The organism is Burkholderia sp. Tr-862, assembly GCF_011753085.1.
Lineage (GTDB): Bacteria > Pseudomonadota > Gammaproteobacteria > Burkholderiales > Burkholderiaceae > Burkholderia > Burkholderia ambifaria.
Map to the genome: position 1 here is coordinate 41,777 of NZ_VWWG01000020.1, position 24,241 is coordinate 66,017.

Annotated in this window: 24 protein-coding genes; 11 read left to right on the forward strand and 13 right to left on the reverse strand. The window is 65.5% G+C overall.

The window, feature by feature from the left end:
- Nucleotides 1-114: 114 nt before the first annotated feature.
- Together obgE and proB are read left to right on the forward strand one after the other, a co-directional pair.
- Complete coding sequence (gene obgE, locus F3J14_RS09250; protein WP_105786145.1) at nucleotides 115-1,227, forward strand: GTPase ObgE; 1,113 nt, start codon at nucleotides 115-117, stop codon at nucleotides 1,225-1,227.
- Between the two features lie 90 nt (nucleotides 1,228-1,317).
- Nucleotides 1,318-2,436 carry a glutamate 5-kinase gene (gene proB / locus F3J14_RS09255; RefSeq protein WP_166722712.1) on the forward strand — a complete coding sequence of 373 codons (1,119 nt, stop codon included), beginning with the start codon at nucleotides 1,318-1,320 and terminating at the stop codon, nucleotides 2,434-2,436.
- 114 nt (nucleotides 2,437-2,550) lie between these two features.
- On the opposite strand, the gene F3J14_RS09260 is transcribed toward proB, so the two are convergent.
- On the reverse strand, nucleotides 2,551-3,159 hold the full coding sequence (locus F3J14_RS09260) for a CNP1-like family protein (protein WP_166722713.1): 609 nt from the start codon (nucleotides 3,157-3,159) through the stop codon (nucleotides 2,551-2,553).
- A 13-nt stretch (nucleotides 3,160-3,172) separates the two neighbouring features.
- A complete protein-coding gene (locus F3J14_RS09265; RefSeq protein ID WP_166722714.1) occupies nucleotides 3,173-3,820 on the reverse strand; it encodes an RNA pyrophosphohydrolase in 648 nt (215 codons plus the stop codon).
- Nucleotides 3,821-4,038: 218 nt separating this feature from the next.
- On the opposite strand from F3J14_RS09265, the gene F3J14_RS09275 reads away from it, so the two are divergent.
- Both F3J14_RS09275 and F3J14_RS09280 read left to right on the forward strand, forming a co-directional pair.
- On the forward strand, nucleotides 4,039-5,775 hold the full coding sequence (locus tag F3J14_RS09275; RefSeq protein WP_166722715.1) for a proline--tRNA ligase: 1,737 nt from the start codon (nucleotides 4,039-4,041) through the stop codon (nucleotides 5,773-5,775).
- A 21-nt stretch (nucleotides 5,776-5,796) separates the two neighbouring features.
- Nucleotides 5,797-6,399 (forward strand): MarC family protein, encoded by a 603-nt coding sequence (locus F3J14_RS09280; protein WP_006752238.1) that lies wholly within the window; start codon nucleotides 5,797-5,799, stop codon nucleotides 6,397-6,399.
- A gap of 79 nt (nucleotides 6,400-6,478) precedes the next feature.
- Here F3J14_RS09280 and F3J14_RS09285 read toward each other — a convergent pair whose 3' ends face one another.
- Both F3J14_RS09285 and ffh read right to left on the reverse strand, forming a co-directional pair.
- Entirely contained in the window at nucleotides 6,479-7,030 is a 552-nt protein-coding gene (locus tag F3J14_RS09285) for a hypoxanthine-guanine phosphoribosyltransferase (protein WP_166722716.1), read from the reverse strand.
- Between the two features lie 94 nt (nucleotides 7,031-7,124).
- On the reverse strand, nucleotides 7,125-8,492 hold the full coding sequence (gene ffh, locus F3J14_RS09290) for a signal recognition particle protein (RefSeq protein ID WP_006752240.1): 1,368 nt from the start codon (nucleotides 8,490-8,492) through the stop codon (nucleotides 7,125-7,127).
- An 89-nt stretch (nucleotides 8,493-8,581) separates the two neighbouring features.
- On the opposite strand from ffh, the gene ccsA reads away from it, so the two are divergent.
- From ccsA to F3J14_RS09330, 7 genes are all read left to right on the forward strand, one after another.
- Nucleotides 8,582-9,475 (forward strand): cytochrome c biogenesis protein CcsA, encoded by an 894-nt coding sequence (gene ccsA, locus F3J14_RS09295; RefSeq protein WP_166722717.1) that lies wholly within the window; start codon nucleotides 8,582-8,584, stop codon nucleotides 9,473-9,475.
- A gap of 13 nt (nucleotides 9,476-9,488) precedes the next feature.
- Nucleotides 9,489-9,806 (forward strand): PP0621 family protein, encoded by a 318-nt coding sequence (locus F3J14_RS09300; protein WP_166722718.1) that lies wholly within the window; start codon nucleotides 9,489-9,491, stop codon nucleotides 9,804-9,806.
- On the forward strand, nucleotides 9,803-10,393 hold the full coding sequence (gene ampD, locus F3J14_RS09305) for a 1,6-anhydro-N-acetylmuramyl-L-alanine amidase AmpD (RefSeq protein ID WP_166722719.1): 591 nt from the start codon (nucleotides 9,803-9,805) through the stop codon (nucleotides 10,391-10,393). The genes F3J14_RS09300 and ampD overlap by 4 nt, the downstream gene beginning before the upstream one ends.
- Nucleotides 10,394-10,857: 464 nt before the next feature.
- Nucleotides 10,858-13,860: a ribonucleoside-diphosphate reductase subunit alpha gene (locus F3J14_RS09310; RefSeq protein WP_166722720.1), complete on the forward strand. Its 3,003-nt coding sequence runs from the start codon at nucleotides 10,858-10,860 to the stop codon at nucleotides 13,858-13,860.
- Between the two features lie 359 nt (nucleotides 13,861-14,219).
- On the forward strand, nucleotides 14,220-15,431 hold the full coding sequence (locus F3J14_RS09320; RefSeq protein ID WP_166722722.1) for a ribonucleotide-diphosphate reductase subunit beta: 1,212 nt from the start codon (nucleotides 14,220-14,222) through the stop codon (nucleotides 15,429-15,431).
- An 82-nt stretch (nucleotides 15,432-15,513) separates the two neighbouring features.
- Entirely contained in the window at nucleotides 15,514-15,840 is a 327-nt protein-coding gene (locus F3J14_RS09325) for a hypothetical protein (protein WP_166722723.1), read from the forward strand.
- 28 nt (nucleotides 15,841-15,868) lie between these two features.
- Complete coding sequence (locus tag F3J14_RS09330; RefSeq protein WP_166722724.1) at nucleotides 15,869-16,549, forward strand: histone H1-like DNA-binding protein; 681 nt, start codon at nucleotides 15,869-15,871, stop codon at nucleotides 16,547-16,549.
- A gap of 222 nt (nucleotides 16,550-16,771) precedes the next feature.
- Here F3J14_RS09330 and F3J14_RS09335 read toward each other — a convergent pair whose 3' ends face one another.
- The 9 genes from F3J14_RS09335 to F3J14_RS09375 form a co-directional block, all read right to left on the reverse strand.
- On the reverse strand, nucleotides 16,772-17,245 hold the full coding sequence (locus tag F3J14_RS09335) for a glycine zipper 2TM domain-containing protein (protein WP_006752247.1): 474 nt from the start codon (nucleotides 17,243-17,245) through the stop codon (nucleotides 16,772-16,774).
- A 19-nt stretch (nucleotides 17,246-17,264) separates the two neighbouring features.
- Nucleotides 17,265-18,203, reverse strand: a complete 939-nt coding sequence (locus F3J14_RS09340) for a carbohydrate kinase family protein (RefSeq protein ID WP_166722725.1) — start codon at nucleotides 18,201-18,203, stop codon at nucleotides 17,265-17,267.
- Nucleotides 18,204-18,297: 94 nt separating this feature from the next.
- Nucleotides 18,298-18,801: a thiol peroxidase gene (gene tpx, locus F3J14_RS09345; RefSeq protein ID WP_006758913.1), complete on the reverse strand. Its 504-nt coding sequence runs from the start codon at nucleotides 18,799-18,801 to the stop codon at nucleotides 18,298-18,300.
- A 72-nt stretch (nucleotides 18,802-18,873) separates the two neighbouring features.
- Nucleotides 18,874-20,241 carry a DUF3426 domain-containing protein gene (locus F3J14_RS09350; protein ID WP_166722726.1) on the reverse strand — a complete coding sequence of 456 codons (1,368 nt, stop codon included), beginning with the start codon at nucleotides 20,239-20,241 and terminating at the stop codon, nucleotides 18,874-18,876.
- A 45-nt stretch (nucleotides 20,242-20,286) separates the two neighbouring features.
- Nucleotides 20,287-21,189, reverse strand: a complete 903-nt coding sequence (gene prmA, locus F3J14_RS09355) for a 50S ribosomal protein L11 methyltransferase (RefSeq protein ID WP_166722727.1) — start codon at nucleotides 21,187-21,189, stop codon at nucleotides 20,287-20,289.
- Between the two features lie 2 nt (nucleotides 21,190-21,191).
- Entirely contained in the window at nucleotides 21,192-22,559 is a 1,368-nt protein-coding gene (gene accC / locus F3J14_RS09360) for an acetyl-CoA carboxylase biotin carboxylase subunit (RefSeq protein WP_006752252.1), read from the reverse strand.
- Nucleotides 22,560-22,644: 85 nt separating this feature from the next.
- Nucleotides 22,645-23,118, reverse strand: a complete 474-nt coding sequence (gene accB / locus F3J14_RS09365) for an acetyl-CoA carboxylase biotin carboxyl carrier protein (protein ID WP_166722728.1) — start codon at nucleotides 23,116-23,118, stop codon at nucleotides 22,645-22,647.
- Nucleotides 23,119-23,184: 66 nt separating this feature from the next.
- Nucleotides 23,185-23,637, reverse strand: a complete 453-nt coding sequence (gene aroQ / locus F3J14_RS09370) for a type II 3-dehydroquinate dehydratase (RefSeq protein ID WP_166722729.1) — start codon at nucleotides 23,635-23,637, stop codon at nucleotides 23,185-23,187.
- 194 nt (nucleotides 23,638-23,831) lie between these two features.
- A partial coding sequence (locus F3J14_RS09375) for a TlpA disulfide reductase family protein (RefSeq protein WP_166722730.1) occupies nucleotides 23,832-24,241 on the reverse strand: 410 nt, incomplete at its 5' end.

Genomic DNA, 24,241 nt, shown 5'->3' on the forward strand with positions numbered 1-24,241 from the left:
GGCGCATGTGCGCGCCGGCGGCTGTCGCGAAACGGCGGGCAATCGGCCGAACGGCAGATTGTTCAAGCGTGCCGGCGCGCGGCACAATAGCGGAAATACTGGTCGGAGTAACGAATGAAGTTCATTGACGAAGCACGAATCGAAGTCATCGCCGGCGACGGAGGTGATGGGAGCGCGTCGATGCGCCGCGAGAAGTTCGTTCCGTTCGGCGGGCCGGACGGCGGCGACGGTGGCCGGGGCGGCAACGTCTACGCGATTGCCGACCGCAACATCAACACGCTGATCGACTACCGTTACGCGAAGAAGCACCTGGCGCGCAACGGCGAAAACGGTCGCGGCTCGGACTGCTACGGCAAGGGCGGTGACGACGTCACGCTGCGCATGCCGGTCGGCACGGTCGTGACCGACATGGATACCGGCGAGCTGATCGCCGACCTGACCGAGCACGGCCAGCAGGTGATGCTTGCGAACGGTGGCGCCGGCGGTCTCGGCAACCTGCATTTCAAGTCGAGCACGAACCGTGCGCCGCGCCAGAAGACCGACGGCAAGCCCGGCGAACGGCGCATGCTGCGGCTCGAGCTGAAGGTGCTCGCCGACGTCGGGCTGCTCGGCATGCCGAACGCCGGCAAGTCGACCTTCATCTCGTCGGTGTCGAACGCGAAGCCGAAGATCGCCGACTATCCGTTTACGACGCTCGCGCCGAACCTCGGCGTCGTACGGGTCGGCCCGAGCAAGAGCTTCGTGATCGCCGACATCCCGGGGCTGATCGAAGGCGCCGCCGAAGGCGCGGGCCTCGGCCACCAGTTCCTGCGACATCTGCAGCGCACGGGCGTGCTGCTGCATCTCGTCGATTTGGCCCCGTTCGACGAAAACGTCGACCCGGTCGCGGAAGCGAAGGCCATCGTCGGCGAACTGCGCAAGTACGACGAGGCGCTCTACGAGAAGCCGCGCTGGCTCGTCCTCAACAAGCTCGACATGGTGCCGGAAGACGAGCGTGAGGCGCGCGTCGCCGATTTCCTCGCCCGTTTCGACTGGGACGGCCCGGTGTTCGAGATTTCGGCGCTGACGGGCCAGGGCTGCGAAGCGCTGTGCTACGCAATCTACGATTACCTCGCCGAGCATTCGGACGCGCATCGCGCGGCGGAAGAGGAAGATCTGGCCACGGACGTGCGGTTCCGGGATGCGCCGCCCGCCGATGGCGGTGCGACGCCCGGCGACGACGCCTGAGCGGACCCGAAACGCACCGGGCATCGCGCCCGGTGCCGGAATTCAATCGCGCCCGGCCGGGCAGGCATCAGATACAGGAGACGGCGCACGATGCGTTCGATCATCGCGGATTCGAAGCGATTGGTGGTGAAGGTGGGCTCGAGCCTCGTGACCAACGACGGCAAGGGGCTCGATCATGCTGCGATCGGCCGCTGGGCGGCCCAGATCGCCGCGCTGCGCGCGCAGGGCAAGGAAGTGGTGCTCGTCAGTTCGGGTGCGATTGCCGAAGGGATGCAGCGGCTCGGCTGGAGCAAGCGTCCGCGCGAGATCGACGAGCTGCAGGCTGCCGCCGCGGTCGGCCAGATGGGGCTCGCGCAAGTCTATGAAAGCCGCTTTACCGAGCACGACATCCGCACCGCACAGATCCTGCTCACGCACGCCGACCTCGCGGATCGCGAACGCTACCTGAATGCGCGCTCAACGTTGCTGACGCTGCTGCGGCTCGGCGTCGTGCCGATCATCAACGAGAACGACACGGTCGTCACCGACGAAATCAAGTTCGGCGACAACGACACGCTCGGTGCGCTCGTCGCGAACCTGATCGAAGGCGATGCGCTGATCATCCTGACCGACCAGTCGGGGCTGTTCACCGCCGATCCGCGCAAGGATCCGAACGCGACGCTCGTCGCGGAAGCCAGCGCGGGCGCATCGGAGCTCGAGGCGATGGCGGGTGGCGCAGGCTCGAGTCTCGGCCGCGGCGGGATGCTGACGAAGATCCTCGCGGCGAAGCGCGCGGCGCACAGCGGCGCGAACACCGTGATTGCGAGCGGCCGCGAAACCGACGTGCTGGTGCGGCTGGCGGCCGGTGAGGCGATCGGCACGCAGCTGATCGCGCGCACCGCGCGGATGGCCGCGCGCAAGCAATGGATGGCCGATCACCTGCAGGTGCGCGGGCACGTCGTGATCGATGCGGGCGCGGTCGAGAAGCTGACGGCCGGCGGCAAGAGCCTGCTGCCGATCGGCGTGATCGGCGTGCAGGGCGCGTTCGCGCGCGGCGAGGTGATCGCGTGCGTCGGCCCCGACGGGCGTGAAGTGGCGCGCGGCCTCACTAATTACAGCAGCGCGGAAACGAAGCTGATTCATCGCAAGCCGAGCGGCGAGATCGAGACGGTGCTCGGCTACATGCTGGAGCCGGAGCTGATTCACCGCGACAACCTCGTGCTCGTGTAACTGTTCGGCCTGGCGTCGCGAGACAGCAGAAAAAAGTAAAAAAGCCCGCATTGCGCGGGCTTTTTCGTTGCGACGGGGCGGAGCAGGACCGGCCAGGCGGCCTGCGTGGCGCCGTCAGCGCAGCTGGCTCATCGCGGTACGATGGAACTTGATGTTCTCGAGGATCTGGTGGGTCGTGCCCTGCGGCATCTTGTTCGAGCAGAAGTAGTCCTGGTACAGCGCCGAGTGATACGAGTTCAGTTCGCCGTTCTCGATGCGACGCCAGTCGTTCTCGACCGTGCGATCCCAGCCGTCGTGATCCGAATTCAGGCCCGCATACTGACGCCATTCGTAGGTGTCGCAGCGGATGCCTTCATAGTTCACGTTGCGCGCACCGGCCGGGCTCGTGATGACGACTGCGTAGCGCACGACGCCGTCGGTGCCGACCGCGAGCGACTTCGCATCGACCGAGAACTTGAGCGGCGTGTTCTGCGACACGGTGAACGGCAGCAGATCGCCCGCTTGCGGCAGCGGCGGCAACGTCTCGACCGGGTTTTCCTTCCACTCACCCTTACGGTCGAGCAGATAGACGAACTCGCTGTCGTCCTTGTTGGACGGCGCTTTCGAATTGGCGCAACCGGCCAGCGTGGCCGCCGCGACAACCGATGCGAGCGCGAGAGCAATCGCTTTCAATATGCATTCCTCGTAAAAAAAGGGCGCGACACCAAGGTCGCGCCCGGTCATGCAGTCCGACTCGTCATTTGCCGACGATCTCGCGGGGCGGCATCTCATCGAGCGTGCTCGCCTCCACTTCGATCTCCGAACAGACTACCGATGTGTCGACAATCGTCAGCGTCTGCTGGGACTGCGCGCCGATGACGCGCGGATAGCGCGACAGACGCGGCCCCTGCGGCTTGTCGGCTCGCTGCGCCGGGCGGCGCAGGAAGCGCGACAGTTCCGTCAGCGCCAACTGATAGACATCCCGCTTGAACTCGATCACCGCATCGAGTGGCACCCAGTACTCGTTCCAGCGCCACGCATCGAACTCCGGGTGATCGGTCGCGCGCAAGCAAATATCGCAATCGCGTCCGACCATCCGCAGCAGGAACCAGATCTGCTTCTGGCCGCGGTAATGGCCGCGTACTTCGCGTTTGATGAACTTGTCAGGCACCTCGTAACGCAACCAGTCGCGGGTGCGGCCGATTATCTTGACGTGTTCCGGGTGCAGGCCGGTTTCCTCGTGCAGCTCCCGGTACATCGCCTGCATGGGGGTCTCGCCGTACTTGATCCCACCTTGAGGAAACTGCCAGGAATGCTCGCGGAGCCGCTTGCCCCAAAACACCTCGTTGCGCGCGTTCAAGAGGATGATGCCGACGTTCGGGCGAAAGCCTTCACGATCCAGCATACAACCACCTTCGAATCCTTTAAAATTGCTTTGATTATAAACAGATAACGGGCGCTGCGCACCGTGACGGAGCGAATCCGCGCGGGGTACGGCGGCTGAATTGTCCCTGATTTGTCTGCTACGTCATCTGCGCCATCGTCGTTCGTCGCGCGCAGCTTTTTCACCTTGAAACTTTTTCGGGCGCCCCGCCTGGGGGCGCCGTATTTGGAACCGTCCGCATGAAAGCTTCCCGTTTCTTTATCGGCACCCTCAAAGAAGCACCGGCCGACGCAGAGATCGTCAGCCACAAGCTGATGGTGCGCGCCGGCATGATCCGTCGTGTCGCCGGCGGCATCTATAACTACCTGCCGGTCGGCCTGCGTTCGATTCGCAAGGTCGAGGCGATCGTGCGCGAGGAAATGAACCGGGCAGGCGCCATCGAGCTGCTGATGCCGGCCGTGCAGCCGGCCGAACTGTGGCAGGAGTCGGGCCGCTGGGAACAGTACGGCCCCGAGCTGCTGCGCTTCAAGGACCGCAAGGACAACGACTTCGTGATCGGGCCGACGCACGAGGAAGTGATCACCGACATCGCGCGCAACCAGATCAAGAGCTACCGACAGATGCCGGTGAACTTCTACCAGATCCAGACGAAGTTCCGCGACGAGATCCGTCCGCGCTTCGGCGTGATGCGCGGCCGCGAATTCCTCATGAAGGACGCGTATTCGTTCGACAAGGACACGGCCGGCCTGAACGAGTCGTATCGCAAGATGTACGACGCGTACGTTCGCATCTTCACGCGCCTCGGCCTCGAGTTCCGCGCGGTCGCGGCCGACAGCGGCTCGATCGGCGGCAACTTCTCGCACGAGTTCCACGTGATCGCCGATACCGGTGAGGACGCGATCGCCTACTGCCCGACGTCCGACTTCGCGGCGAACGTTGAAGCGGCCGAAGCGCTGCCGTTGATCGCCGAGCGTGCTGCGCCGGCCGAAGCGATGGAGAAGGTCGCGACGCCCGGCAAGGCGAAGTGCGAAGCGGTCGCCGAACTGCTGGCGATCCCGCTCGAGCGCACGATAAAGTCGATCGTGCTCGCCACCGAGAACGAAGGCGCCGAGCCGACCATCTGGCTCGTGATGCTGCGCGGCGACCACGACCTGAACGAGATCAAGGTGTCGAAGCTGCCGGGGCTGAAGAACCACCGCTTCGCGACCGAGCAGGAAATCGTCGACTGGTTCGGCACGCCGCCGGGCTATCTCGGCCCGGTCGGCACGAAGAAGCCGGTGAAGGTGATCGCCGATCGCACGGTCGCGAACATGAGCGACTTCGTCGTCGGCGCGAACGAGGTCGACTATCACATCGCGGGCGTGAACTGGGGCCGCGACCTGCCGGAACCGGAAGTCGCGGATGTGCGCGACGTGAAGAAGGGCGATCCGTCGCCGGACGGCAAGGGCACGATCGACATCTGCCGCGGCATCGAAGTCGGTCACGTGTTCCAGCTCGGCACCAAGTATTCGGAAGCGATGGGCGCGACGTTCCTCGATGAATCGGGCAAGCCGCAGCCGATGCTGATGGGCTGCTATGGCGTCGGCGTCACGCGGATTCTCGGCGCGGCAATCGAACAGAACTTCGACGACAAGGGCATCATCTGGCCCGAGTCGATCGCGCCGTTCGAGGTCGTGCTGTGCCCGATGGGCTACGATCGCAGCGACATGGTCCGCGAGGCCGCCGACAAGCTGTACGCGGAACTGGTCGCCGCCGGCATCGACGTGATCCTCGACGATCGCGGCGAGCGCCCGGGCGTGATGTTCGCCGACTGGGAACTGATCGGCGTTCCGCATCGCCTGGTGATCGGCGAGCGCGGCCTGAAGGAAGGCAAGATCGAGTACCAGGGCCGCCGCGACGCCGAAGCGACGCTGCTGCCGGCGAACGAAGCTGCGGCGACGGTGACGGAGAAGATCCGCGCCGCGCTCGCGCACTAAGCGCTGCGACCGGGGGACACGGTGGAATACACCTTCCTGTCGGCCACCGTGCTCCTCGTGCTGATTACGGATCCGCTCGGCAACATCCCGCTGTTCATCACGGCGATGCGGGACGTGCCGCGCGAGCGGCGCGTGAAGCTGATCCTGCGCGAGGTGGGGATCGCGTTCGTGATCCTGCTGTTCTTCATGGTGGTCGGCGACCGCTTCCTGCGGATGATGAACCTCACCGACCTGTCGCTGCGGCTCGGCGGCGGGATCGTGCTGTTCCTGATCGCGCTGCGGATGATCTTCCCGCATCCGGACGGCGCGCTCGGCAGCGATCCGCGCGCGGGCGGCGAACCCTTCATCGTGCCGCTCGCGATTCCCGCGCTCGCCGGGCCGTCCGCGCTCGCGACGGTGATGCTGCTGACGTCGCAGGCGCCGGGCAAGATGTTCGAGTGGGTCGGCGCGCTGACGGTCACGATGATCGTCTGCGCGATCACGCTGGTGCTGGCCGAACGGATCCAGCAGTGGCTCGGCGAGCGGACCGTCGCGGCGTTCGAGCGGCTGATGGGCCTCGTGCTCGTCGCGATCTCGGTCGAGATGCTGCTGGCCGGCGTCCGGGCGTTCGTGCACCAGCTGTAGCACGGGTGGCGCGGCCGACGAAAAAAAGCGGCGCTCCGGGAAACCGGAGCGCCGCTTTTCTTTAAGGCGGGCAGGGCGGTCAGACGTTCGCGGTCAGCGCGCGGATCGTCGGCAGGTTGCGCCAGTAGCCCTTGGCGTCCATCCCGCAGCCGAACACGTAGCGGTCCGGTACCGGGAAGCCGCAGAAGTCGGGATGCAGCGGTTTCGACTTTGCGAGCGTCTTCTCGCACAGCACGGCGGACATGAAGCGCTTCGCGCCCATGTCGAGGATGCGGTCGCGGATCGCGGCCATCGTCTCGCCTTCGTCGAGGATGTCGTCGAGCACGAGCACGATCCGGTCCTTCACCGATTCGCGCGGCGCGACGCGCCAGTGCATCTCCGGGCTGCCCTGCGTCGTGTTGCGGTAGCGGGTCAGGTGGATGTAGTCGAATTCCAGCGGGAAATCGAGATGCGGCAGCAGCATCCCGGTAAACACCGCGGCGCCGCCCATCACCGAAAGAACGAGCGGGAACGCGTCGCCGATCTCGGCGCGGATCGCGTCGGCCATTCTGGAGATCGAGGCGTTGACGGCGTCAGCCGAGACGATCTCTTCGGAGTGGTCGAAAATGTGGAGGGCTTCTTCGCGGTTCATGTGTTCTGGCGAGCAGTCGGTATACAAATAAGAATGAAGCAGAACGGACGGCGCGCGCTACAGCAAAAACCCGCGCGCCGGCCGATGGGCGGAATCAGCGCATGCCGGGCATCATGCCCTTCAGGCCGCGCATCATCTTCTGCATGTTGCCGCCCTTCAGCTTCTTCATCATCGTACGCATCTGGTCGTACTGGTTCAGCATCCGGTTGACTTCCTGCACCGGCACGCCCGCGCCGGCTGCGATGCGGCGCTTGCGCGTCGCCTTGATGATTTCGGGTTTCGCGCGCTCGGCGGGCGTCATCGAACTGATGATGCCTTCCATCCGGCGGATCGACTTCTCGGCCTGGCCCATGTCGGCGCCGGCCGCCGCCTGCTGAAATTGCGCTGGCAGCTTGTCCATCAGCGACGACAGGCCGCCCATGTTCTTCATCTGCGAGATCTGCGCGCGGAAATCGTTCAGGTCGAAGTCGCCGCCTTTCTTCACCTTGTCGGCGAGCTTCTGCGCGGCCTGCACGTCGACGCCGCGCTGCGCTTCCTCGACGAGCGCGAGGATGTCGCCCATGCCGAGGATCCGGTTCGCCATGCGATCCGGGTGGAATACCTCGAGGCCGTCGAGCTTTTCGGCGACACCGACGAACTTGATCGGCTTGCCCGTGATGTGGCGCACCGACAGCGCGGCACCGCCGCGCGAATCGCCGTCGAGCTTGGTCAGCACGACGCCGGTGAGCGGCAGCGTGTCGTTGAACGCCTTCGCGGTGTTGACCGCGTCCTGGCCGAGCATCGCGTCGACGACGAACAGCGTTTCAGCCGGCTTCAGCGTGCCGTGCAGCGCGGCGATTTCCTGCATCATCGCCTCGTCGATACCGAGGCGGCCGGCCGTGTCGACGATCAGCACGTCATGGTAGTGGCGCTTCGCCCAGTCGACGGCCGCGACCGCGATGTCGACGGGCTTCTGGTCCGGCGTCGACGGGAAGAAGTCGGCGCCGACCTGTTCGCTCACCGTTTTCAACTGCATGATGGCGGCCGGGCGATACACGTCGCACGAGACCGTCAGCACCTTTTTCTTGTGCTTCTCGCGCAGCAGCTTCGCGAGCTTGCCGACGGTCGTGGTCTTGCCGGCGCCTTGCAGGCCCGCCATCAGGATCACGGCGGGCGGCGTGACCGCGAGGTTCAGCTCGGCGGCCTTGCCTTCGTAGTCGCCGCCGATCACGGCGGTCAGCTCCTTCTGGACCACGCCGACGAGCGCCTGACCCGGCGACAGGCTGCTGATCACTTCCTCGCCGAGCGCCTTTTCCTTGACCTTGGCGATGAATTCGCGGACGACGGGCAACGCGACGTCGGCCTCGAGCAGCGCGAGACGCACCTCGCGGAGCATTTCCTGGGTGTTCGCCTCGGTAAGCCGGGCCTCGCCGCGCAGCGTCTTGACGACGCGTGCCATCCGTTGAGTGAGATTGTCGAGCATGGGGAGCGATGGACAGTGGGGCCCGAAGGCGCAACGGAACCGAACAAAGGGAGCCGTCGCGGGGAGGGGGCCTAGTGTAAACTTCGAACATGGATATTGTACTGTATGCCCTCACCGCATTCCTGTACGGCGGCCTCGCCGTCGCAGGCTGGCGCACGCACCGCCAGGGTGCGACGCCGCTCGTCGCGAGCGTGCCGGCCGTGCCGGTTCCGGCGTCCGCCGCGTCGGGGATGAGCGCGGCCGGCCGCGGGCTGCTGTTCGCGGCGCTCGTCGCGCACGGCGTGCTGCTGCACACGACGATCTTCCCGCACGACGCGATGATCTTCGGGTTCGCGTTCGCGCTGTCCGCGATGTTCTGGCTCGGCGCCGGCATCTACTGGATCGAGAGCTTCTTCTTCCCGCTCGACAGCCTGCGCCTGCTGGTGCTGCCGCTCGCGTGCGTCGCGTCGCTGCTGCCGCTCGTGTTCGGCGGCGTGCGGGTGCTGCCTTATGCCGCAGCGCCGCTGTTCAAGATGCACTTCCTGATCGCGAACATCGCGTACGGCCTCTTTGCGATCGCCGCGCTGCACGCGGTCCTGATGCTGATGGTCGAGCGGCGCCTGCAGTCGCTGAGGAGCGGCGGGCGCGACGGTTCGACCGGCTGGATCGCGAGCTGGCTCGAAACGCTCCCGCCGTTGCTCACGCTGGAGAAGTTGCTGTTCCGCCTGATCGGCGCCGGCTTCGTGCTGCTGACGCTGACGCTCGCATCGGGGATCCTGTTCAGCGAGCAGGTCGATGCACGCGCGCTGCGGCTCGATCACAAGACCGTGTTCGCGGTGCTGTCGTGGCTGATGTTCGGCGGCCTGCTGGTCGCCCGCAAGACGTCGGGCTGGCGCGGGCGCGGCGCCGCGCGCTGGGTGCTCGTGTCGTTTGCGGCGCTGCTGCTCGCGTATGTCGGCAGCCGGTTCGTTTTCGAGGTGCTGCTGCACCGCTCCGTGGTTTGAACGCAGGTGTCCGATGCGACAGATTCTTCTCCTGATTCTTCTTTTCTTCGCGGGCTCGTGGCTCGCGCGCAAGCTGCGCCAGGCCCAGGAGCAAGCGCAGGCGCGCACCGGCCGTGGTGACGGCTCCGACAGCGCGCCCGGTCACGCCGGCGCGGGTGCGGCACGCCCGAACGACGGCACGCGCTCGCTGCCCGAACCGATGGTGCGCTGCGCCGAATGCGGCGTGCATGCGCCGAAGGGCGACGCCGTCGCAGCGGGTGGCGAATACTTCTGCAGCACCGAGCATGCGCAGCGCCACGGCGCACGCGCGAGCGGCCACGACGCGCGATGAGCGACGCAGTGCTGCTGTCGGTCGACGCACACGGCTGGGTGCGCGAAGCGCGCCACGCGCCGTCGCCGAATTTCGAGGCGCGGCCCGCGGGCGCGGTGCCGACGCTCGTCGTCGTCCACAACATCAGCCTGCCGCCCGGCGAGTTCGGCGGGGACGCGATCGAGTCGCTGTTCCTGAATCGCCTCGATTGCGATGCGCATCCCTACTACCAGAGCCACCTGCGCGGCGTGCGCGTGTCCGCGCACTTCCTGATCCGCCGCGACGGCGAACTCGTGCAGTTCGTGTCGTGCGACGAGCGCGCATGGCATGCGGGCTCGTCGGAGTTCTTCGGCCGGCCGCGCTGCAACGACTTCTCGATCGGCATCGAGCTCGAGGGCGCGGACGACGTGCCGTTCGACCCGGCGCAGTACGCGACGCTCGGCGTGCTCGCCCGCACGCTCGCCGCGCGCTACCCGATCGATGCGGTGGCCGGGCATTCCGACGTCGCGCCGGGCCGCAAGACCGACCCGGGTCCGCATTTCGATTGGCAACGCTTCGCAGGCGATGCCGGCTTTTCGGCCGAATACTTTCCTTTCCGTCAGCACTGAGCGCAGGGTTTTCGAGCCCGCGAAAATTTTTTTTCCGACCAATGCCTTGTCACGTCTGCGCCTGCGCGGGGCGGGGGTGATGTCAATACCTTCAGCGCAAATTATCCGTTTTGACCTCGTCCGAATGTCCACTATACTTGGTGCCAGTTGAGCGGTTCTGTACTAGATATAGTGTGTGTCGCAGGGGAAACCCGAGCGGCACCGGCCGGCGGCCAACGCCGGCGGACAGGGTTCTCAGGGCGGCGCGCCAGGGCCGGACGGTCCGGGCGTCGCGATCAAGCGCAGCGAACTTCGACGGGGCAGGGTACACATGACGAAGCACACGACCGGACCGGTTGTCGCGCATCGACCGCACCGGCTTCCCCGCCGCATCGCTCGCCTCTTACCGCTCGCGCACTCCATCGCGCAGCGTTCGTTTTAATCCGCGGTTCTCTCCGCACCATCCAACACCAGGAGCTTTGCACATGCAAACCACCGACAACGCGACGTCCCAGTACGAGAGCGCCTCGAGCCGTCCGCTCGGCGGGACCGAACAGGGCGCGAAGGCGCTCGCGCCGCAGGCCACGTTCGCCGACTACAAGGTGATCCGCCGCAACGGCAGCGTAGTCTCGTTCGAGCCTTCGAAGATCGCGATCGCGGTGACCAAGGCTTTCCTGGCCGTCAACGGCGGGCAGGGCGCGGCATCGGCGCGCGTGCGCGAGCAGGTCGAGCAGCTCACGCACAGCGTCGTGCGCGCGCTCGTGCGCAGCCGTCCGAACGGCGGTACGTTCCATATCGAAGACATCCAGGACCAGGTCGAACTCGCGCTGATGCGCGGCGGCGAGCACAACGTCGCGCGTGCGTACGTGCTGTATCGCGAGAAGCGCCACCTCGAGCGCCAGCATGCGGGCGAAGAAGCGGCGGCAGCGGGCGGCGAGGCGAGCGCGGGCATCAACGTCGTCGACAACGGCGTCACGCGCCCGCTCGACATGAACGCGCTGCGCGAGCTGATCGTGTCGGCATGCGCCGGTCTCGGCGCTGCGGTTAACCCTGAGCCGATCGTCGCGGAGACGGTGAAGAACCTGTACGACGGCGTGCCGATGAGCCAGGTCTACGACTCGGCGATCCTCGCGGCGCGCACGATGATCGAAAAGGACCCGGCGTACAGCCAGGTCACGGCCCGCATCCTGCTGCACACGATCCGCCGCGAGATCCTCGGCGAGGAAGTGCTCCAGGCCGAGATGTCGACCCGCTACACGGAATACTTCCCGCAGTTCCTGAAGCGCGGCGTCGATGCCGGCCTGCTCGACGACAAGCTGCTGCAGTTCGACCTGAAGCGTCTCGGCGAAGCGCTGGACGCGAACCGCGACCTGCAGTTCGGCTACCTCGGCCTGCAGACGCTATACGACCGCTACTTCCTGCACGTCGAAGGCGCCCGCATCGAAATGCCGCAGGCATTCTTCATGCGCGTCGCGATGGGCCTGTCGCTGAACGAGATCGACCGCGAAACGCGCGCGATCGAGTTCTACAACGTGCTGTCGAGCTTCGACTTCATGAGCTCGACGCCGACGCTGTTCAACTCGGGCACGCACCGCTCGCAGCTGTCGTCGTGCTACCTGACGACGGTCGCGGACGACCTCGACGGCATCTATGAAGCGCTGAAGGAAAACGCGCTGCTGTCGAAGTTCGCCGGTGGTCTCGGCAACGACTGGACCCGCGTGCGTGCGCTCGGCTCGCATATCAAGGGCACGAACGGCAAGTCACAAGGCGTGGTGCCGTTCCTGAAGGTCGTCAACGACACGGCCGTCGCGGTCAACCAGGGCGGCAAGCGCAAGGGCGCGGTGTGCGCGTACCTCGAATCGTGGCACCTCGACATCGAGGAGTTCCTCGAGCTGCGCAAGAACACCGGCGACGATCGCCGCCGCACGCACGACATGAACACGGCGAACTGGATTCCCGACCTGTTCATGAAGCGCGTGATGGAAGGCACCGACTGGACGCTGTTCTCGCCGTCGACCTGCCCGGACCTGCACGACAAGTTCGGCGCGGAGTTCGAGGCGGCTTACACGGCTTACGAAGACAAGGTCGCGCGCGGCGAGATCAAGCTGTTCAAGAAGATCCCGGCGCAGCAACTCTGGCGCAAGATGCTCGGCATGCTGTTCGAAACGGGCCACCCGTGGATCACGTTCAAGGATCCGTGCAACGTGCGTTCGCCGCAGCAGCACGTCGGCGTCGTCCATTCGTCGAACCTGTGCACGGAAATCACGCTGAACACGAGCGACACCGAAATCGCGGTGTGCAACCTGGGCTCGGTGAACCTCGTCGCCCACCTGGTGAAGCAGGCCGACGGCAGCTACGCGCTCGACCACGACAAGCTCAAGCGCACGATCAGCGTCGCGATGCGCATGCTCGACAACGTGATCGACATCAACTACTACGCGGTGCCGAAGGCCCGTAACTCGAACCTGAAGCACCGTCCGGTCGGCATGGGCATCATGGGTTTCCAGGACTGCCTGCACCTGCTGCGCACGCCGTACGCGTCGGACGCGGCGGTCGAGTTCGCCGATCGTTCGATGGAAGCGGTCTGCTACTACGCGTACTACGCGTCGACCGAGCTGGCCGAGGAACGCGGCCGCTACTCGAGCTACCGCGGCTCGCTGTGGGATCGCGGCATCCTCCCGCAGGACACGCTGAAGCTGCTGACGGAAGCACGCGGCGGCTACGTCGAGGTCGACACGTCGGCGTCGCTCGACTGGACGACGCTGCGCTCGCGGATCGCGGCACACGGCATGCGCAACTCGAACTGCGTCGCGATCGCGCCGACGGCGACGATCTCGAACATCATCGGCGTGTCGGCGTGCATCGAGCCGACCTTCCAGAACCTGTACGTGAAGTCGAACCTGTCGGGCGAGTTCACGGTGGTCAACGAGTACCTCGTTCGCGACCTGAAGGAACGCGGCCTGTGGGACGAAGTGATGGTCGCCGACCTGAAGTACTTCGACGGCATGCTGTCGCGCATCGACCGCATCCCGGCCGACCTCCGCGCGATCTACGCGACCGCGTTCGAAGTCGACCCGACGTGGCTGGTCGAAGCGGCATCGCGTCGCCAGAAGTGGATCGACCAGGCGCAGTCGCTGAACATCTACATGGGCGGCGCGTCGGGCAAGAAGCTCGACGAGGTCTACAAGCTCGCGTGGCTGCGCGGTCTGAAGACGACCTACTACCTCCGCACGATGGCGGCGACGCACGTCGAGAAGTCGACGGTCGCGCACGGCGCGCTGAACGCAGTGCCGACGGGCGGTGCAGGCGGCGGCTCGAGCAGCGGCGGCGCGCAAGGCGCGGCAGGCGGCTTCGGTGCGGCAGGCGGCGATGCATCGTCGGGCGCGGTCAATGCGGCAGCGGCGCTGGCGCCGGTCGAAGCAGACGGTCCGGTGTGCACGATGCGTCCGGGCGATGCGGGTTTCGACGAGTGCGAAGCCTGCCAGTAACGCAGCGCGTATGACCTGAGGTTCGTGCGGCGCGCATGACAACCGATCGAGGTTGAAGTGTGCGCCGCTCTCAACTAAAAAAATGATAAGGAATCTGTAACGCGACACTCGCGTTGCAGGCAGTGACGAGCGATCGAAACATCCCCGACGACGTCGCGTTTCGATCAGCGTTCGATGCGTCGAGCGCACCTCGCGATACACGTGCGACACGCGTCGCGCGCTGCATGAACGACGATGCGTTGCTCAAAGTGTTGTATCGAGGTCGCAACGCGAATCGAAAAAAGGATTTTTCGTGAGCGAACCCTTTTATCGCTCAGGAAAAGATGGTACAAACCGTTCTAAATTGATGGTGAGAATTTATGCTCAACTGGGATGACGAGAAGACTGCCGTAACCCCCGCGAGCGGAGCGCAGCAGAACGCGTTGCGCACCTCCGCAGGGATGGCTGTCGGAATGCAGGCGGCAGCGCCTGCCGCCCATCAGGTCCGCGACATTTTCGAAGGCGATCTTGCGGTGCCGCCGCAAGCATCGGCTGTTCCCGCTGGCGGTTCGGAAGCGCGGGTCAACGTTGCGGACAAGCGCATCATCAACGGCCAGACTGACGTCAATCAGCTGGTGCCGTTCAAATACAAGTGGGCGTGGGAAAAGTATCTGGCGGGTTGCGCGAACCACTGGATGCCGCAGGAAATCAACATGTCCCGCGACATCGCACTGTGGAAGGACCCGAACGGTCTGACCGAGGACGAGCGCCGCATCGTCAAGCGCAACCTCGGCTTCTTCGTGACGGCCGATTCGCTCGCCGCGAACAACATCGTGCTCGGCACGTACCGCCACATCACGGCGCCCGAGTGCCGGCAGTTCCTGCTGCGCCAGGCGTTCGAAGAGGCGATCCACACGCACGCGTATCAATACATTGTCGAATCGCTCGGTCTCGACGAAGGCGAGATCTTCAACGCGTACCACGAGGTCACGTCGATCCGCGCGAAGGACGAATTCCTGATCCCGTTCATCCACACGCTGACGGATCCGGCCTTCAAGACCGGCACGCTCGAAGCGGACCAGAAGCTGCTGAAGTCGCTGATCGTGTTCGCCTGCATCATGGAAGGCCTGTTCTTCTATGTGGGCTTCACGCAGATCCTCGCGCTCGGCCGCCAGAACAAGATGACGGGTGCTGCAGAGCAATATCAGTACATCCTGCGCGACGAGTCGATGCACTGCAATTTCGGCATCGACCTGATCAATCAGATCAAGCTCGAGAACCCGCATCTCTGGACCGCGGAATTCCGCGCCGAGATCCGCGAGCTGTTCAAGCAGGCTGTCGAACTCGAATACCGCTACGCCGAGGACACGATGCCGCGCGGCGTGCTGGGCCTGAACGCGTCGATGTTCAAGAGCTATCTGCGCTTCATCAGCAACCGCCGTTGCCAGCAGATCGGCCTCGATCCGCTGTACCCGAACGAGGAAAACCCGTTCCCGTGGATGAGCGAGATGATCGACCTGAAGAAGGAACGCAACTTCTTCGAGACGCGTGTGATCGAGTATCAGACGGGTGGCGCGCTGTCCTGGGAATAACCCGCAGCAGCGAACTCGTCACATGATGGAGCAGCCGGCGGCCTCTCGGCCCCGGCCCAAGGTTTAGGAGCAAGAACGCCTGATGCAAAGCATGCCCGGTGCCTTAACGGCCCAACGACATGATCGGCACTTTGCGAACCCTTCAGTGGGATGGGCAAACTTCCCTCCGGAAAAAGCGGACGGCCGTGTGGCGGTCCGCTTGATCAAGCGATTAGGGGTAGCGGCGCGAGGTGCGCCGGCTACCGACTTGATTTGGCGCGCGAGGCCATGGGGTCACGCGCGCCATACCGTATTCATTAGCGTAAGCGCGCGGTATCTGCGTACGCCGATGAATAGCCCGCTTCGAAGCGCACGTCCTGAACAGCGTCCGCGGGAAGCGGGTTTTGACGAAGGGTGTAGTTTGAACTGACTCTCATCTGAACCTGAAGGAGAACAACATGGCTACTGCCAAGAAAAAACCGGCTGCGAAGAAGGTTGCTGCCAAGAAGACCGTTGCGAAGAAGGCTGCTCCGGCCAAGAAGGCTGCCGCAGTGAAGAAGGTTGCTGCGAAGAAGGTCGCGGTGAAGAAGGTTGCCGCGAAGAAGGCAGCACCGGCGAAGAAGGCCGCTGCGAAGAAGGTTGCAGCTAAGAAGGTCGCAACGAAGAAGGTTGCAGCCAAGAAGGTCGCTGCCAAGAAAGTCGCGGTGAAGAAGGTTGCCGCGAAGAAGGCCGCGCCGGCGAAGAAGGCCGCTGCGAAGAAGGTTGCAGCCAAGAAGGTCGCAGTGAAGAAGGTTGCTGCGAAGAAGGCCGCACCGGCGAAGAAGGCTGCTGCGAAGAAGGCAGCGCCGGCGAAGAAGGCTGCCGCCAAGAAGGCTGCGCCTGCGAAGAAGGCCGCTGCGAAGAAGGCTGCGCCTGCCAAGAAGGCTGCCCCTGCGAAGAAGGCTGCCGCACCGAAGGCTGCTGCCCCGGCGAAGAAGGCTGCTGCTCCGAAGAAGGCCGCTGCACCGAAGAAGGCCGTCGTGAAGAAGGCTGCACCGGCAACCACCGCGTCGACCGCATCGGTTGCGCCGGCATCGGGCGTGAAGACCGCGCTCAACCCGGCAGCGGCATGGCCGTTCCCGACCGGTAGCCGTCCGTAATCGCGGCTGGCCAGTACCACCCGGACACTCATGTGGTGTCCGTGGGTTGAGTAGCGCTACTCAATCGATCCCGCCATCTGGCTCAGGTGGCGGGATTTTTTTCGTCCGTATTCATCGAAGTGCTGACCGGCGGCCGGCAGCGAATGGCGGACGAAAAAAAACGCATGTGCAGCTTCGCACATGCGTTCGACCGCGGCTTGCGCCGCGTGCTGAGGATGCTCGTTAGTGCGTGACGCGCGTGACGCCGCCGCTCGACAGCAGTCGCACACGCTCGCCGGCGCGGAACATTTCGCCGCTTGCCGCCTGCGTGATCGAGCGCAGGTCGCCGTTATCGAGGCGCACGGTGATTTCGACACCGTTCGCCGTGCCGAGGTTTTCGCCGACCGCGTTGCCCGCGACCGCGCCGACGAGGCCGCCCGCGATGGCCGTCAGGATCGACCCCTTGCCGCCGCCGATCGCGCTGCCCGCGACCGCGCCGAGCGCGCCGCCGCCGAGCGTGCCGATCGCGCTGCCGCCGCCGTCGGACTGGATGCGCACTGCGCGGACGCTTTCGACCGTGCCCATGCGGACGGTCTGCTCGCGCTGCGCCTGGCCGACGCTATAGACATCCGCCGAGCCCGGCGCCGTGAAGCAGCCGGCGAGCGTCAGCGTGGCCGTCAGCATGGCCGCGAGCGTGAGGGTTTTTTTGGTCAACATCTTTGCTCTCCCACAATATTCATTTGAGACTGTACCCGAAGGCAGCCTCGAAGCGCGCGTCGATTTCGGCGCGCGTCAGTGCGTAAGTTTGGGGCCCCTGGTGGGCGATCTTGATCGAGCCCATCAGGCTCGCGAGGCGGCCCGCGGTTGCCCAGTCGAGGCCGTTCTCGATGCCGTACAGCAGGCCGCCCCGAAAGGCGTCGCCGCAGCCGGTCGGATCCACGACACGTTCTGCTTGCACGACCGGAATCTGTTCTTCGCCGTTTTTGTGAAGAATAGTCGAGCCGTGCTCGCCGCGCGTGATGATCAGCGCCTGAACCCGGCTGGCGATTTCCTGTTCGGACCAGCCCGTCTTGTCGCTGACGAGCTTGCCCTCGTAGTCGTTGACCGCGACGAAGGTCGCGAGTTCAATGATGCGGCGCAGCGTCGCACCGTCGAACAACGGCAGGCCCTGGCCCGGATCGAAGATGAACGGGACGCCGGCCTTCGCGAATTGCTCGGCGTGCTGGACCATCCCGTCGAAGCCGTCCGGCGCGACGATGCCGAGCTTCACGCCCGCCACTTCGTCCGCGCGGTTCAGGTGCGACACCATCATCGCGCCCGGGTGGAATGCGGTGATCTGGTTGTTGTCGAGATCGGTCGTGATCATTGCCTGCGCGGTGTGCGTGTCGGGCACCACGCGCACGCTGGCCTTCGACAGGCCGAGGCTGTCGAGACGCTCGAGATAGCGATCGGCGTCGTTCGCGCCGACCGTCGCCATGATGCGCGCGTCGCCGCCGAGCATGTGCAGCGCGTAAGCGATGTTCCCCGCGCAACCGCCGAATTCGCGACGCATCGTCGGCACGAGGAAGCTCACGTTCAGAAGGTGAACCTGGTCGGGCAGGATGTGCTCGCGAAACCGGCCTTCGAAGGTCATGATGTTGTCGTAGGCGAGCGAGCCGCAAATCAGCGTAGTCAAGGCGTGCGTTCCTGTAGAGAGCAAAGGGGAGCGGCCACCCAACCGGTGCGCGGAGGCCGTCCGGCCTCGCGCGGCAGGGTCGGGTGGCAGCGGATTACTTCAGTGCGGCGAGCGCTGCGTCGTAGTTCGGCTCGTCCTTGATTTCGTCGACGAGTTGCGCGTGGATCACCTTGTCCTGGGCGTCGAGCACGACGACCGCGCGGGCCGTCAGGCCGTTCAGCGGGCCGCTCGTCACGTCGACGCCGTAGGCGTTCGCGAATGCGCGGCCGCCGCGGAACGTCGAAGCCGTCACGACGTTCGCGAGGCCTTCGGTCGTGCAAAAGCGCGTGGCGGCGAACGGCAGGTCGCCGGACACGACGACCACGACCGTGTTGTCGAGCGACGACGCGGCTTCGTTGAACTTGCGGGTCGACGTCGCGCAGGTCGGCGTGTCGAGGCTCGGGACGATGTTCAGCACCTTGCGCTTGCCGGCGAAGCTGGCGAGCGACAGATCGGCGAGGTCCTTGCCGACCAGCTTGAAGTCGGGGGCTTGCGAGCCGACGGCCGGGAACGTGCCGGCGAGATCGATCGGGTTGCCACCCAGCGTAACTTTGCTCATGTTCGTGCTCCGAAATAGCGCGCCGCTTCGGCGCGCGGGTTGAGACGGCGCGCATGCGCGCGCCGCGGGGCGTCACGGATAGAAGATCTGGACGCGGAAATTCGAGGCGGGCATGCCGTTCGTGTCGAGACGGACGACCATCGTCTGCGTCGTGCCGGGCGGCAGCCCGGCGTCGATCGGCGTGCCCGGGCGCACGTAGTCGCGCGGCGCGAGCACGCGGCGCACGGTCACGTGATTCGTGTCGTCGAGCAGCGTCAGCTCGAGCGACGGGTAGGCGAGCGCGACGTGGTAGCGGTTCGTCAGCGGCACCTTCAGCTCGAGCATGCGCGGGCCGTCGATCTGGCGCAGGTCGGTCGCGTCGAGCCGCAGGCCGTCGATCGCGCGCGGCGGCGTGAGCTTGCAGCCGAGCGGCGCGCATGCCTGCCGGAACCAGCCCTGCGTGACGGGCCAGTAGATCATCACGGTTTCGCGCTGCCACCACGCGAGTTGCGCGACGAGCAGCGCCGCGAGCGCCACGGCGACGAGCCCGCCGAAAAAGCCGCCGAGCATCCCGCGTCGCTGCGGCGCACCCGTCTCCCGCGTCTCGCGCGTCACGGCGAAATGCGGGCGGTCGTCATCGGTTAGGGCGGCGGGGAACGGTACGACCGGTTGGGCGGCCGGTTGGATGGCCGGTTCGCTGGCGGCCGCGGTCGGTGCGGGCACGCGTTTGTCGGCGTGGGTGTCGGGTCCGGATTCGGGTTCGGGTTCGGATACGGCTTGCGCCGGCCTGAACGCGAAGCGCGGTTCGCGCGGTGCGTGCTCGTCGTCGGGCACCGCGAAGCGCGCGTTGCCAACCGGTTCGGCGGGCTCCGCTGCGGCTTGTTCGACCGAGGGCGTGTGCGCGACGAAGCGCGGTTCGCGCAGGTCGGGCTCGGCAGTCGGCGCGACGAGCGACGTGCCCGATGCGTCGGTTTCGGGCAGCGTCGCATCCGGTTCGGCCGGTTGCGTGACCGCGGCGTGCAGCTCGGCAGGGGCGGAGGCAATCGGTGCGGGCGTGCCGGACAGGCGAACGACACCGGCCTCCATGGCCGGCAGCGCGAGCGGCACCAGCGGCTCGGCGCGTACGGTCTGCACGGTGTGCTGCAAGGATGGATCGACGCCGGCATCGAGCCACGGCGCCCACATGTCCCAGCCTTCCGGCTTGTAGTCGATATCGGACGCCGGCTCGACCGGGGCGTCGGTGGCGAAGAGCCGCGCCGGTGCGGCGTCGTGTTGCGGGGCGGCGGCGTCCGGCCCGGCCGGTGCCGCTTCGGTCAGCGCCGGATCAGGTACGAGCGACTGCGATGCGTTGAAGACCTGGTGGCAGTGTCCGCAGCGCACGAGCCCGTCATGCAGCGAGAGCTGTTCCTGCTGCAGCCGGAAGACGGTTTCGCAATGAGGGCAGCGCGTCGCAAGAAGCATGTCGAGCCGGGCGGCCTGCTGGCCAGAGTGAAGGACAGCGCTATTCTAATGGCTTTCGCGCCGGGTTCCCGCTAGGCATACCCAACCTTCGTGTTCGCGCCAGACCGAGATGTCGACGTAGCGCGCATAGACGGCCGCGACTTCGTCCGCCTGGCGCGCGAGCACGCCCGACAGCGCGATGCGCCCGCCCGGTTTCACCTTCGATGCGAGCATCGACGCCATCAGCTTCAGCGGGTTCGACAGGATGTTCGCGACGACGATGTCGAATTCGCCGGCCGGGCACGCGTCAGGCAGCCCGTACGTGACTTCCGCATGGTTGCGCTCGCTGTTCTGCCGCGCCGACTCGACCGCCTGCGGATCGATGTCGATGCCCACCACGGGGTTCGCCCCGCATTTCCGCGCGAGGATCGCGAGAATGCCCGAGCCGCAGCCGTAATCGAGTACCGACTGGCCGGGCTTCACCGACTGTTCGAGCCATTCCATGCACAGGCGCGTGGTCGGGTGGCTGCCGGTGCCGAAGGCGAGACCGGGGTCGAGTTCGAGGATCAATGCGTTGGGGTCGGGCGCGTCGTGCCACGACGGCACGACCCAGATCCGCTCGCCGATCGGAATCGGCTCGAATTGCGACTGCGTGAGCCGCACCCAGTCCTGTTCCTCGACTTCGCGCACGTCGAACTTCGGCGTCTCGGCGACGCCGATTTCGTTCACGGCCGCCGCGAGCAGCACGGCCGGCTCGTGATCGGGCGACAGCAGCGCGATCACGCGCGAGTGCTGCCACGCGGTGCGATCGGGAACCAGGCCCGGCTCGCCGAAGAGCGGCTGTTCGTCGGGCGTGTCGGCGTCGGCATCTTCGACGGACACCGACAGCGCGCCGAGTTCGAGCAGCGCGTCGGACAGCGCCTCCGCATGCTCACGGGCCAGTTCGACGACGAGTTCGCGATAGCTCATGCTTACGCTTCTTCCGGTGCGACCTGCTGCTTCTGGGCGAGCCGGTGTTCGAGATAGTGGATGCTGGTGCCGCCTTCGACGAACTTCGAGTCGATCATCAGCTCGCGGTGCAGCGGAATGTTCGTGTGGATGCCTTCGACGACCATTTCCGACAGCGCGATGCGCATCCGGCGGATCGCCTGGTCGCGTGTCGCGCCGTAGGTGATCAGCTTGCCGATCATCGAATCATAGTTCGGCGGCACGAAATAGCCATTGTACGCATGCGAGTCGACGCGCACGCCGGGGCCGCCCGGCGTATGCCACGACGTGATCCGGCCCGGCGACGGCGTGAACTTGAACGGATCTTCCGCGTTGATCCGGCATTCGATCGCATGTCCGCGGAACTGGATGTCGCGCTGGCGCAGTGCGATCTTCTCGCCGGCCGCGATGCGGATCTGTTCCTGCACGATGTCGACGCCCGTGATCATCTCGGACACCGGGTGCTCGACCTGCACGCGCGTGTTCATCTCGATGAAGTAGAACTCGTTGTTCTCGTACAGGAATTCGAACGTGCCCGCGCCGAGGTAGCCCATCTTCTTGCACGCGTCCGCGCAGCGGTCGCCGATGCGCTCGATCAGGCGGCGCGGAATGCCGGGCGCCGGCGCTTCCTCGATCACCTTCTGGTGACGGCGCTGCATCGAACAATCGCGCTCGCCGAGCCAGATCGCGTTCTTGTGCGCGTCCGACAGCACCTGGATTTCGATGTGGCGCGGGTTCTCGAGGAACTTCTCCATGTACACCTGCGGGTTGCCGAACGCACGGCCGGCTTCCTCGCGGGTCATGTTGACCGCGTTGACGAGCGCGGCCTCGGTGTGCACGACGCGCATTCCGCGCCCGCCGCCGCCGCCCGCTGCCTTGATGATGACCGGATAGCCGATCGTGCGCGCAATCTTGACGATCTCCTTCGGATCGTCCGGCAACGCGCCTTCCGAGCCCGGCACGCACGGCACGCCGGTCTTGATCATCGTCTGCTTCGCGGTGACCTTGTCACCCATCATGCGGATCGTTTCCGGGCGCGGCCCGATGAACGTGAAGCCCGACTGCTCGACGCGCTCCGCGAAATCGGCGTTCTCCGACAGGAAGCCGTAGCCGGGGTGAATCGCCTCGGCATCGGTGACTTCCGCGGCGCTGATCAGCGCGGGCATGTTCAGGTAGCTCAGGTTCGACGGGGCGGGACCGATACAGACGGCTTCGTCCGCGAGGCGCACGTACTTGGCTTCCTTGTCGGCTTCCGAGTAGACAACCACCGTCTTGACGCCGAGTTCGCGGCACGCGCGCTGAATGCGCAGCGCGATTTCACCGCGGTTGGCAATGAGGATTTTTTCAAACATAGCGAGTATTCGTCTCTTCGAGGGGCGCGCGAACGGCGCCTGGCGAGCATCGGCGGCGCGCGGCCGGCAAGGCCGCGCGGCGGGCTTAGCCGATCACGAAAAGCGGCTGGCCGTATTCGACGGCCTGGCCGTTCTCGACGAGGATTTCCTTGATCACGCCGGCCTTGTCCGACTCGATCTCGTTGAGCAGCTTCATCGCTTCGATAATGCAGATCGTCTGGCCTTCCTTGACCGTGTCGCCAACCTGGACGAACGGGTCGGCGCCCGGCGACGGTGCGCGATAGAACGTGCCGACCATCGGCGACGTCACGACGTGGCCCTGCGGGACGGCCGGTGCGGCTGCCGCGCCTGCGGCCGGCGCGGCGGCGCCGTCGGTCGGCAGCGCGGCCGACGGAGCGGGCGCGCTGACCTGCGGGGCAAACCCAGCCGTCTGCTGCACGTAGACCGGCGGCGCGTTCTTGACTATGCGCACCTTGCCTTCACCTTCCGTGACTTCCAGCTCGGAGATGCCGGATTCGGAAACGAGGTCGATCAGAGTTTTCAGCTTACGAAGATCCATCGGGAATTCCCCTTTCAATACGTGAAAGCGCCGGTTAGGAGCCGGCGCTGAATCTAGATCGCGAAATCAGCCGCGCGACGCGCCTTGCAGCTTGTCCAGCGCGTACTCGAGCGCGTACAGATAACCTTTCCAGCCGAGCCCGCAGATGACGCCTTCGGCCTGGTCGGAAAAGTAGGAGTGATGCCTGAACGCTTCGCGGCGGTGCACGTTCGACAGATGAATCTCGACGAACGGGATGCCTACGCCGGCGATCGCGTCCCGGATCGCGACGCTGGTGTGCGTATACGCGGCGGGATTGATCAGGATGAAATCGGTCTGTTCCTGCCGCGCGGCCTGGATGCGGTCGACGAGCGCGCCTTCATGGTTGCTCTGGAACGACGACAGTTCGGTGCCGGCTTCCTGCGCCCGCGCGGCAAGCGCCTGATCGATCTGCGCGAGCGTGACGCGGCCGTACACCTCCGGTTCCCGGGTGCCGAGAAGGTTCAGGTTGGGGCCGTGCAGCACCAGCAATCGTGTCATGGTCGCTTCTATTTCTGCGGAATTGCGCGAACTTTAGCGCTATTTAGAGAAATTTGTCTAGTTTTGCCGAACGGCCGGGCGCGCCGGACCTGCAAGAATTACCGGTGGGGCGGCAAAGTATCGGCGAATTCACGCGAAATTGCGGCGATCGACGCACAAATCGCCGCCAACGTGCGGGCGGCCGTTCAGGACGATCACAACGCGTCGAGGGTCTTTCTCAGCTCGGCCGGTTGGATTTGTCCTAATTTTGTCTCGCGAATCTTGCCGGTTTCGTCGATGACGACCGTGAATGGCAGCGCGCCGGCCGTATTTCCGAAATTACGGGCCAGATCGGCGCCCGCATAACCGCTGACGAAAACCGGATAGTCGACCTTCACCTTCTGGAGAAAGTTCTTCACGTTCTGGTCGGAATCGACGCCGATCCCGATGAAGCGGATGCCTTTCTGCTTGTATTGATGCGACAGCGCGACGAGCTCCGGCATCTCCTCGACGCACGGGCCGCACCACGACGCCCAGAAATTGACCACGACCTTCTGGCCCTTGAAGGAGGCGAGCGACGCCGGCTTGCCGTCGACGCCGGTCAGCGACGCAGCCCACAACAGAC

Excerpts from the sequence above, each read along its gene's own strand:
- obgE (WP_105786145.1), top strand. The coding sequence starts at position 115 with ATGAAGTTCATTGACGAAGCACGAATCGAAGTCATCGCCGGCGACGGA.
- proB (WP_166722712.1), top strand. The coding sequence starts at position 1,318 with ATGCGTTCGATCATCGCGGATTCGAAGCGATTGGTGGTGAAGGTGGGC.
- F3J14_RS09260 (WP_166722713.1), bottom strand. The coding sequence starts at position 3,159 with ATGACCGGGCGCGACCTTGGTGTCGCGCCCTTTTTTTACGAGGAATGC.
- F3J14_RS09265 (WP_166722714.1), bottom strand. The coding sequence starts at position 3,820 with ATGCTGGATCGTGAAGGCTTTCGCCCGAACGTCGGCATCATCCTCTTG.
- F3J14_RS09275 (WP_166722715.1), top strand. The coding sequence starts at position 4,039 with ATGAAAGCTTCCCGTTTCTTTATCGGCACCCTCAAAGAAGCACCGGCC.
- F3J14_RS09285 (WP_166722716.1), bottom strand. The coding sequence starts at position 7,030 with ATGAACCGCGAAGAAGCCCTCCACATTTTCGACCACTCCGAAGAGATC.
- ffh (WP_006752240.1), bottom strand. The coding sequence starts at position 8,492 with ATGCTCGACAATCTCACTCAACGGATGGCACGCGTCGTCAAGACGCTG.
- ccsA (WP_166722717.1), top strand. The coding sequence starts at position 8,582 with ATGGATATTGTACTGTATGCCCTCACCGCATTCCTGTACGGCGGCCTC.
- F3J14_RS09300 (WP_166722718.1), top strand. The coding sequence starts at position 9,489 with ATGCGACAGATTCTTCTCCTGATTCTTCTTTTCTTCGCGGGCTCGTGG.
- ampD (WP_166722719.1), top strand. The coding sequence starts at position 9,803 with ATGAGCGACGCAGTGCTGCTGTCGGTCGACGCACACGGCTGGGTGCGC.
- F3J14_RS09310 (WP_166722720.1), top strand. The coding sequence starts at position 10,858 with ATGCAAACCACCGACAACGCGACGTCCCAGTACGAGAGCGCCTCGAGC.
- F3J14_RS09320 (WP_166722722.1), top strand. The coding sequence starts at position 14,220 with ATGCTCAACTGGGATGACGAGAAGACTGCCGTAACCCCCGCGAGCGGA.
- F3J14_RS09325 (WP_166722723.1), top strand. The coding sequence starts at position 15,514 with ATGCAAAGCATGCCCGGTGCCTTAACGGCCCAACGACATGATCGGCAC.
- F3J14_RS09330 (WP_166722724.1), top strand. The coding sequence starts at position 15,869 with ATGGCTACTGCCAAGAAAAAACCGGCTGCGAAGAAGGTTGCTGCCAAG.
- F3J14_RS09335 (WP_006752247.1), bottom strand. The coding sequence starts at position 17,245 with ATGTTGACCAAAAAAACCCTCACGCTCGCGGCCATGCTGACGGCCACG.
- tpx (WP_006758913.1), bottom strand. The coding sequence starts at position 18,801 with ATGAGCAAAGTTACGCTGGGTGGCAACCCGATCGATCTCGCCGGCACG.
- F3J14_RS09350 (WP_166722726.1), bottom strand. The coding sequence starts at position 20,241 with ATGCTTCTTGCGACGCGCTGCCCTCATTGCGAAACCGTCTTCCGGCTG.
- prmA (WP_166722727.1), bottom strand. The coding sequence starts at position 21,189 with ATGAGCTATCGCGAACTCGTCGTCGAACTGGCCCGTGAGCATGCGGAG.
- accC (WP_006752252.1), bottom strand. The coding sequence starts at position 22,559 with ATGTTTGAAAAAATCCTCATTGCCAACCGCGGTGAAATCGCGCTGCGC.
- accB (WP_166722728.1), bottom strand. The coding sequence starts at position 23,118 with ATGGATCTTCGTAAGCTGAAAACTCTGATCGACCTCGTTTCCGAATCC.
- aroQ (WP_166722729.1), bottom strand. The coding sequence starts at position 23,637 with ATGACACGATTGCTGGTGCTGCACGGCCCCAACCTGAACCTTCTCGGC.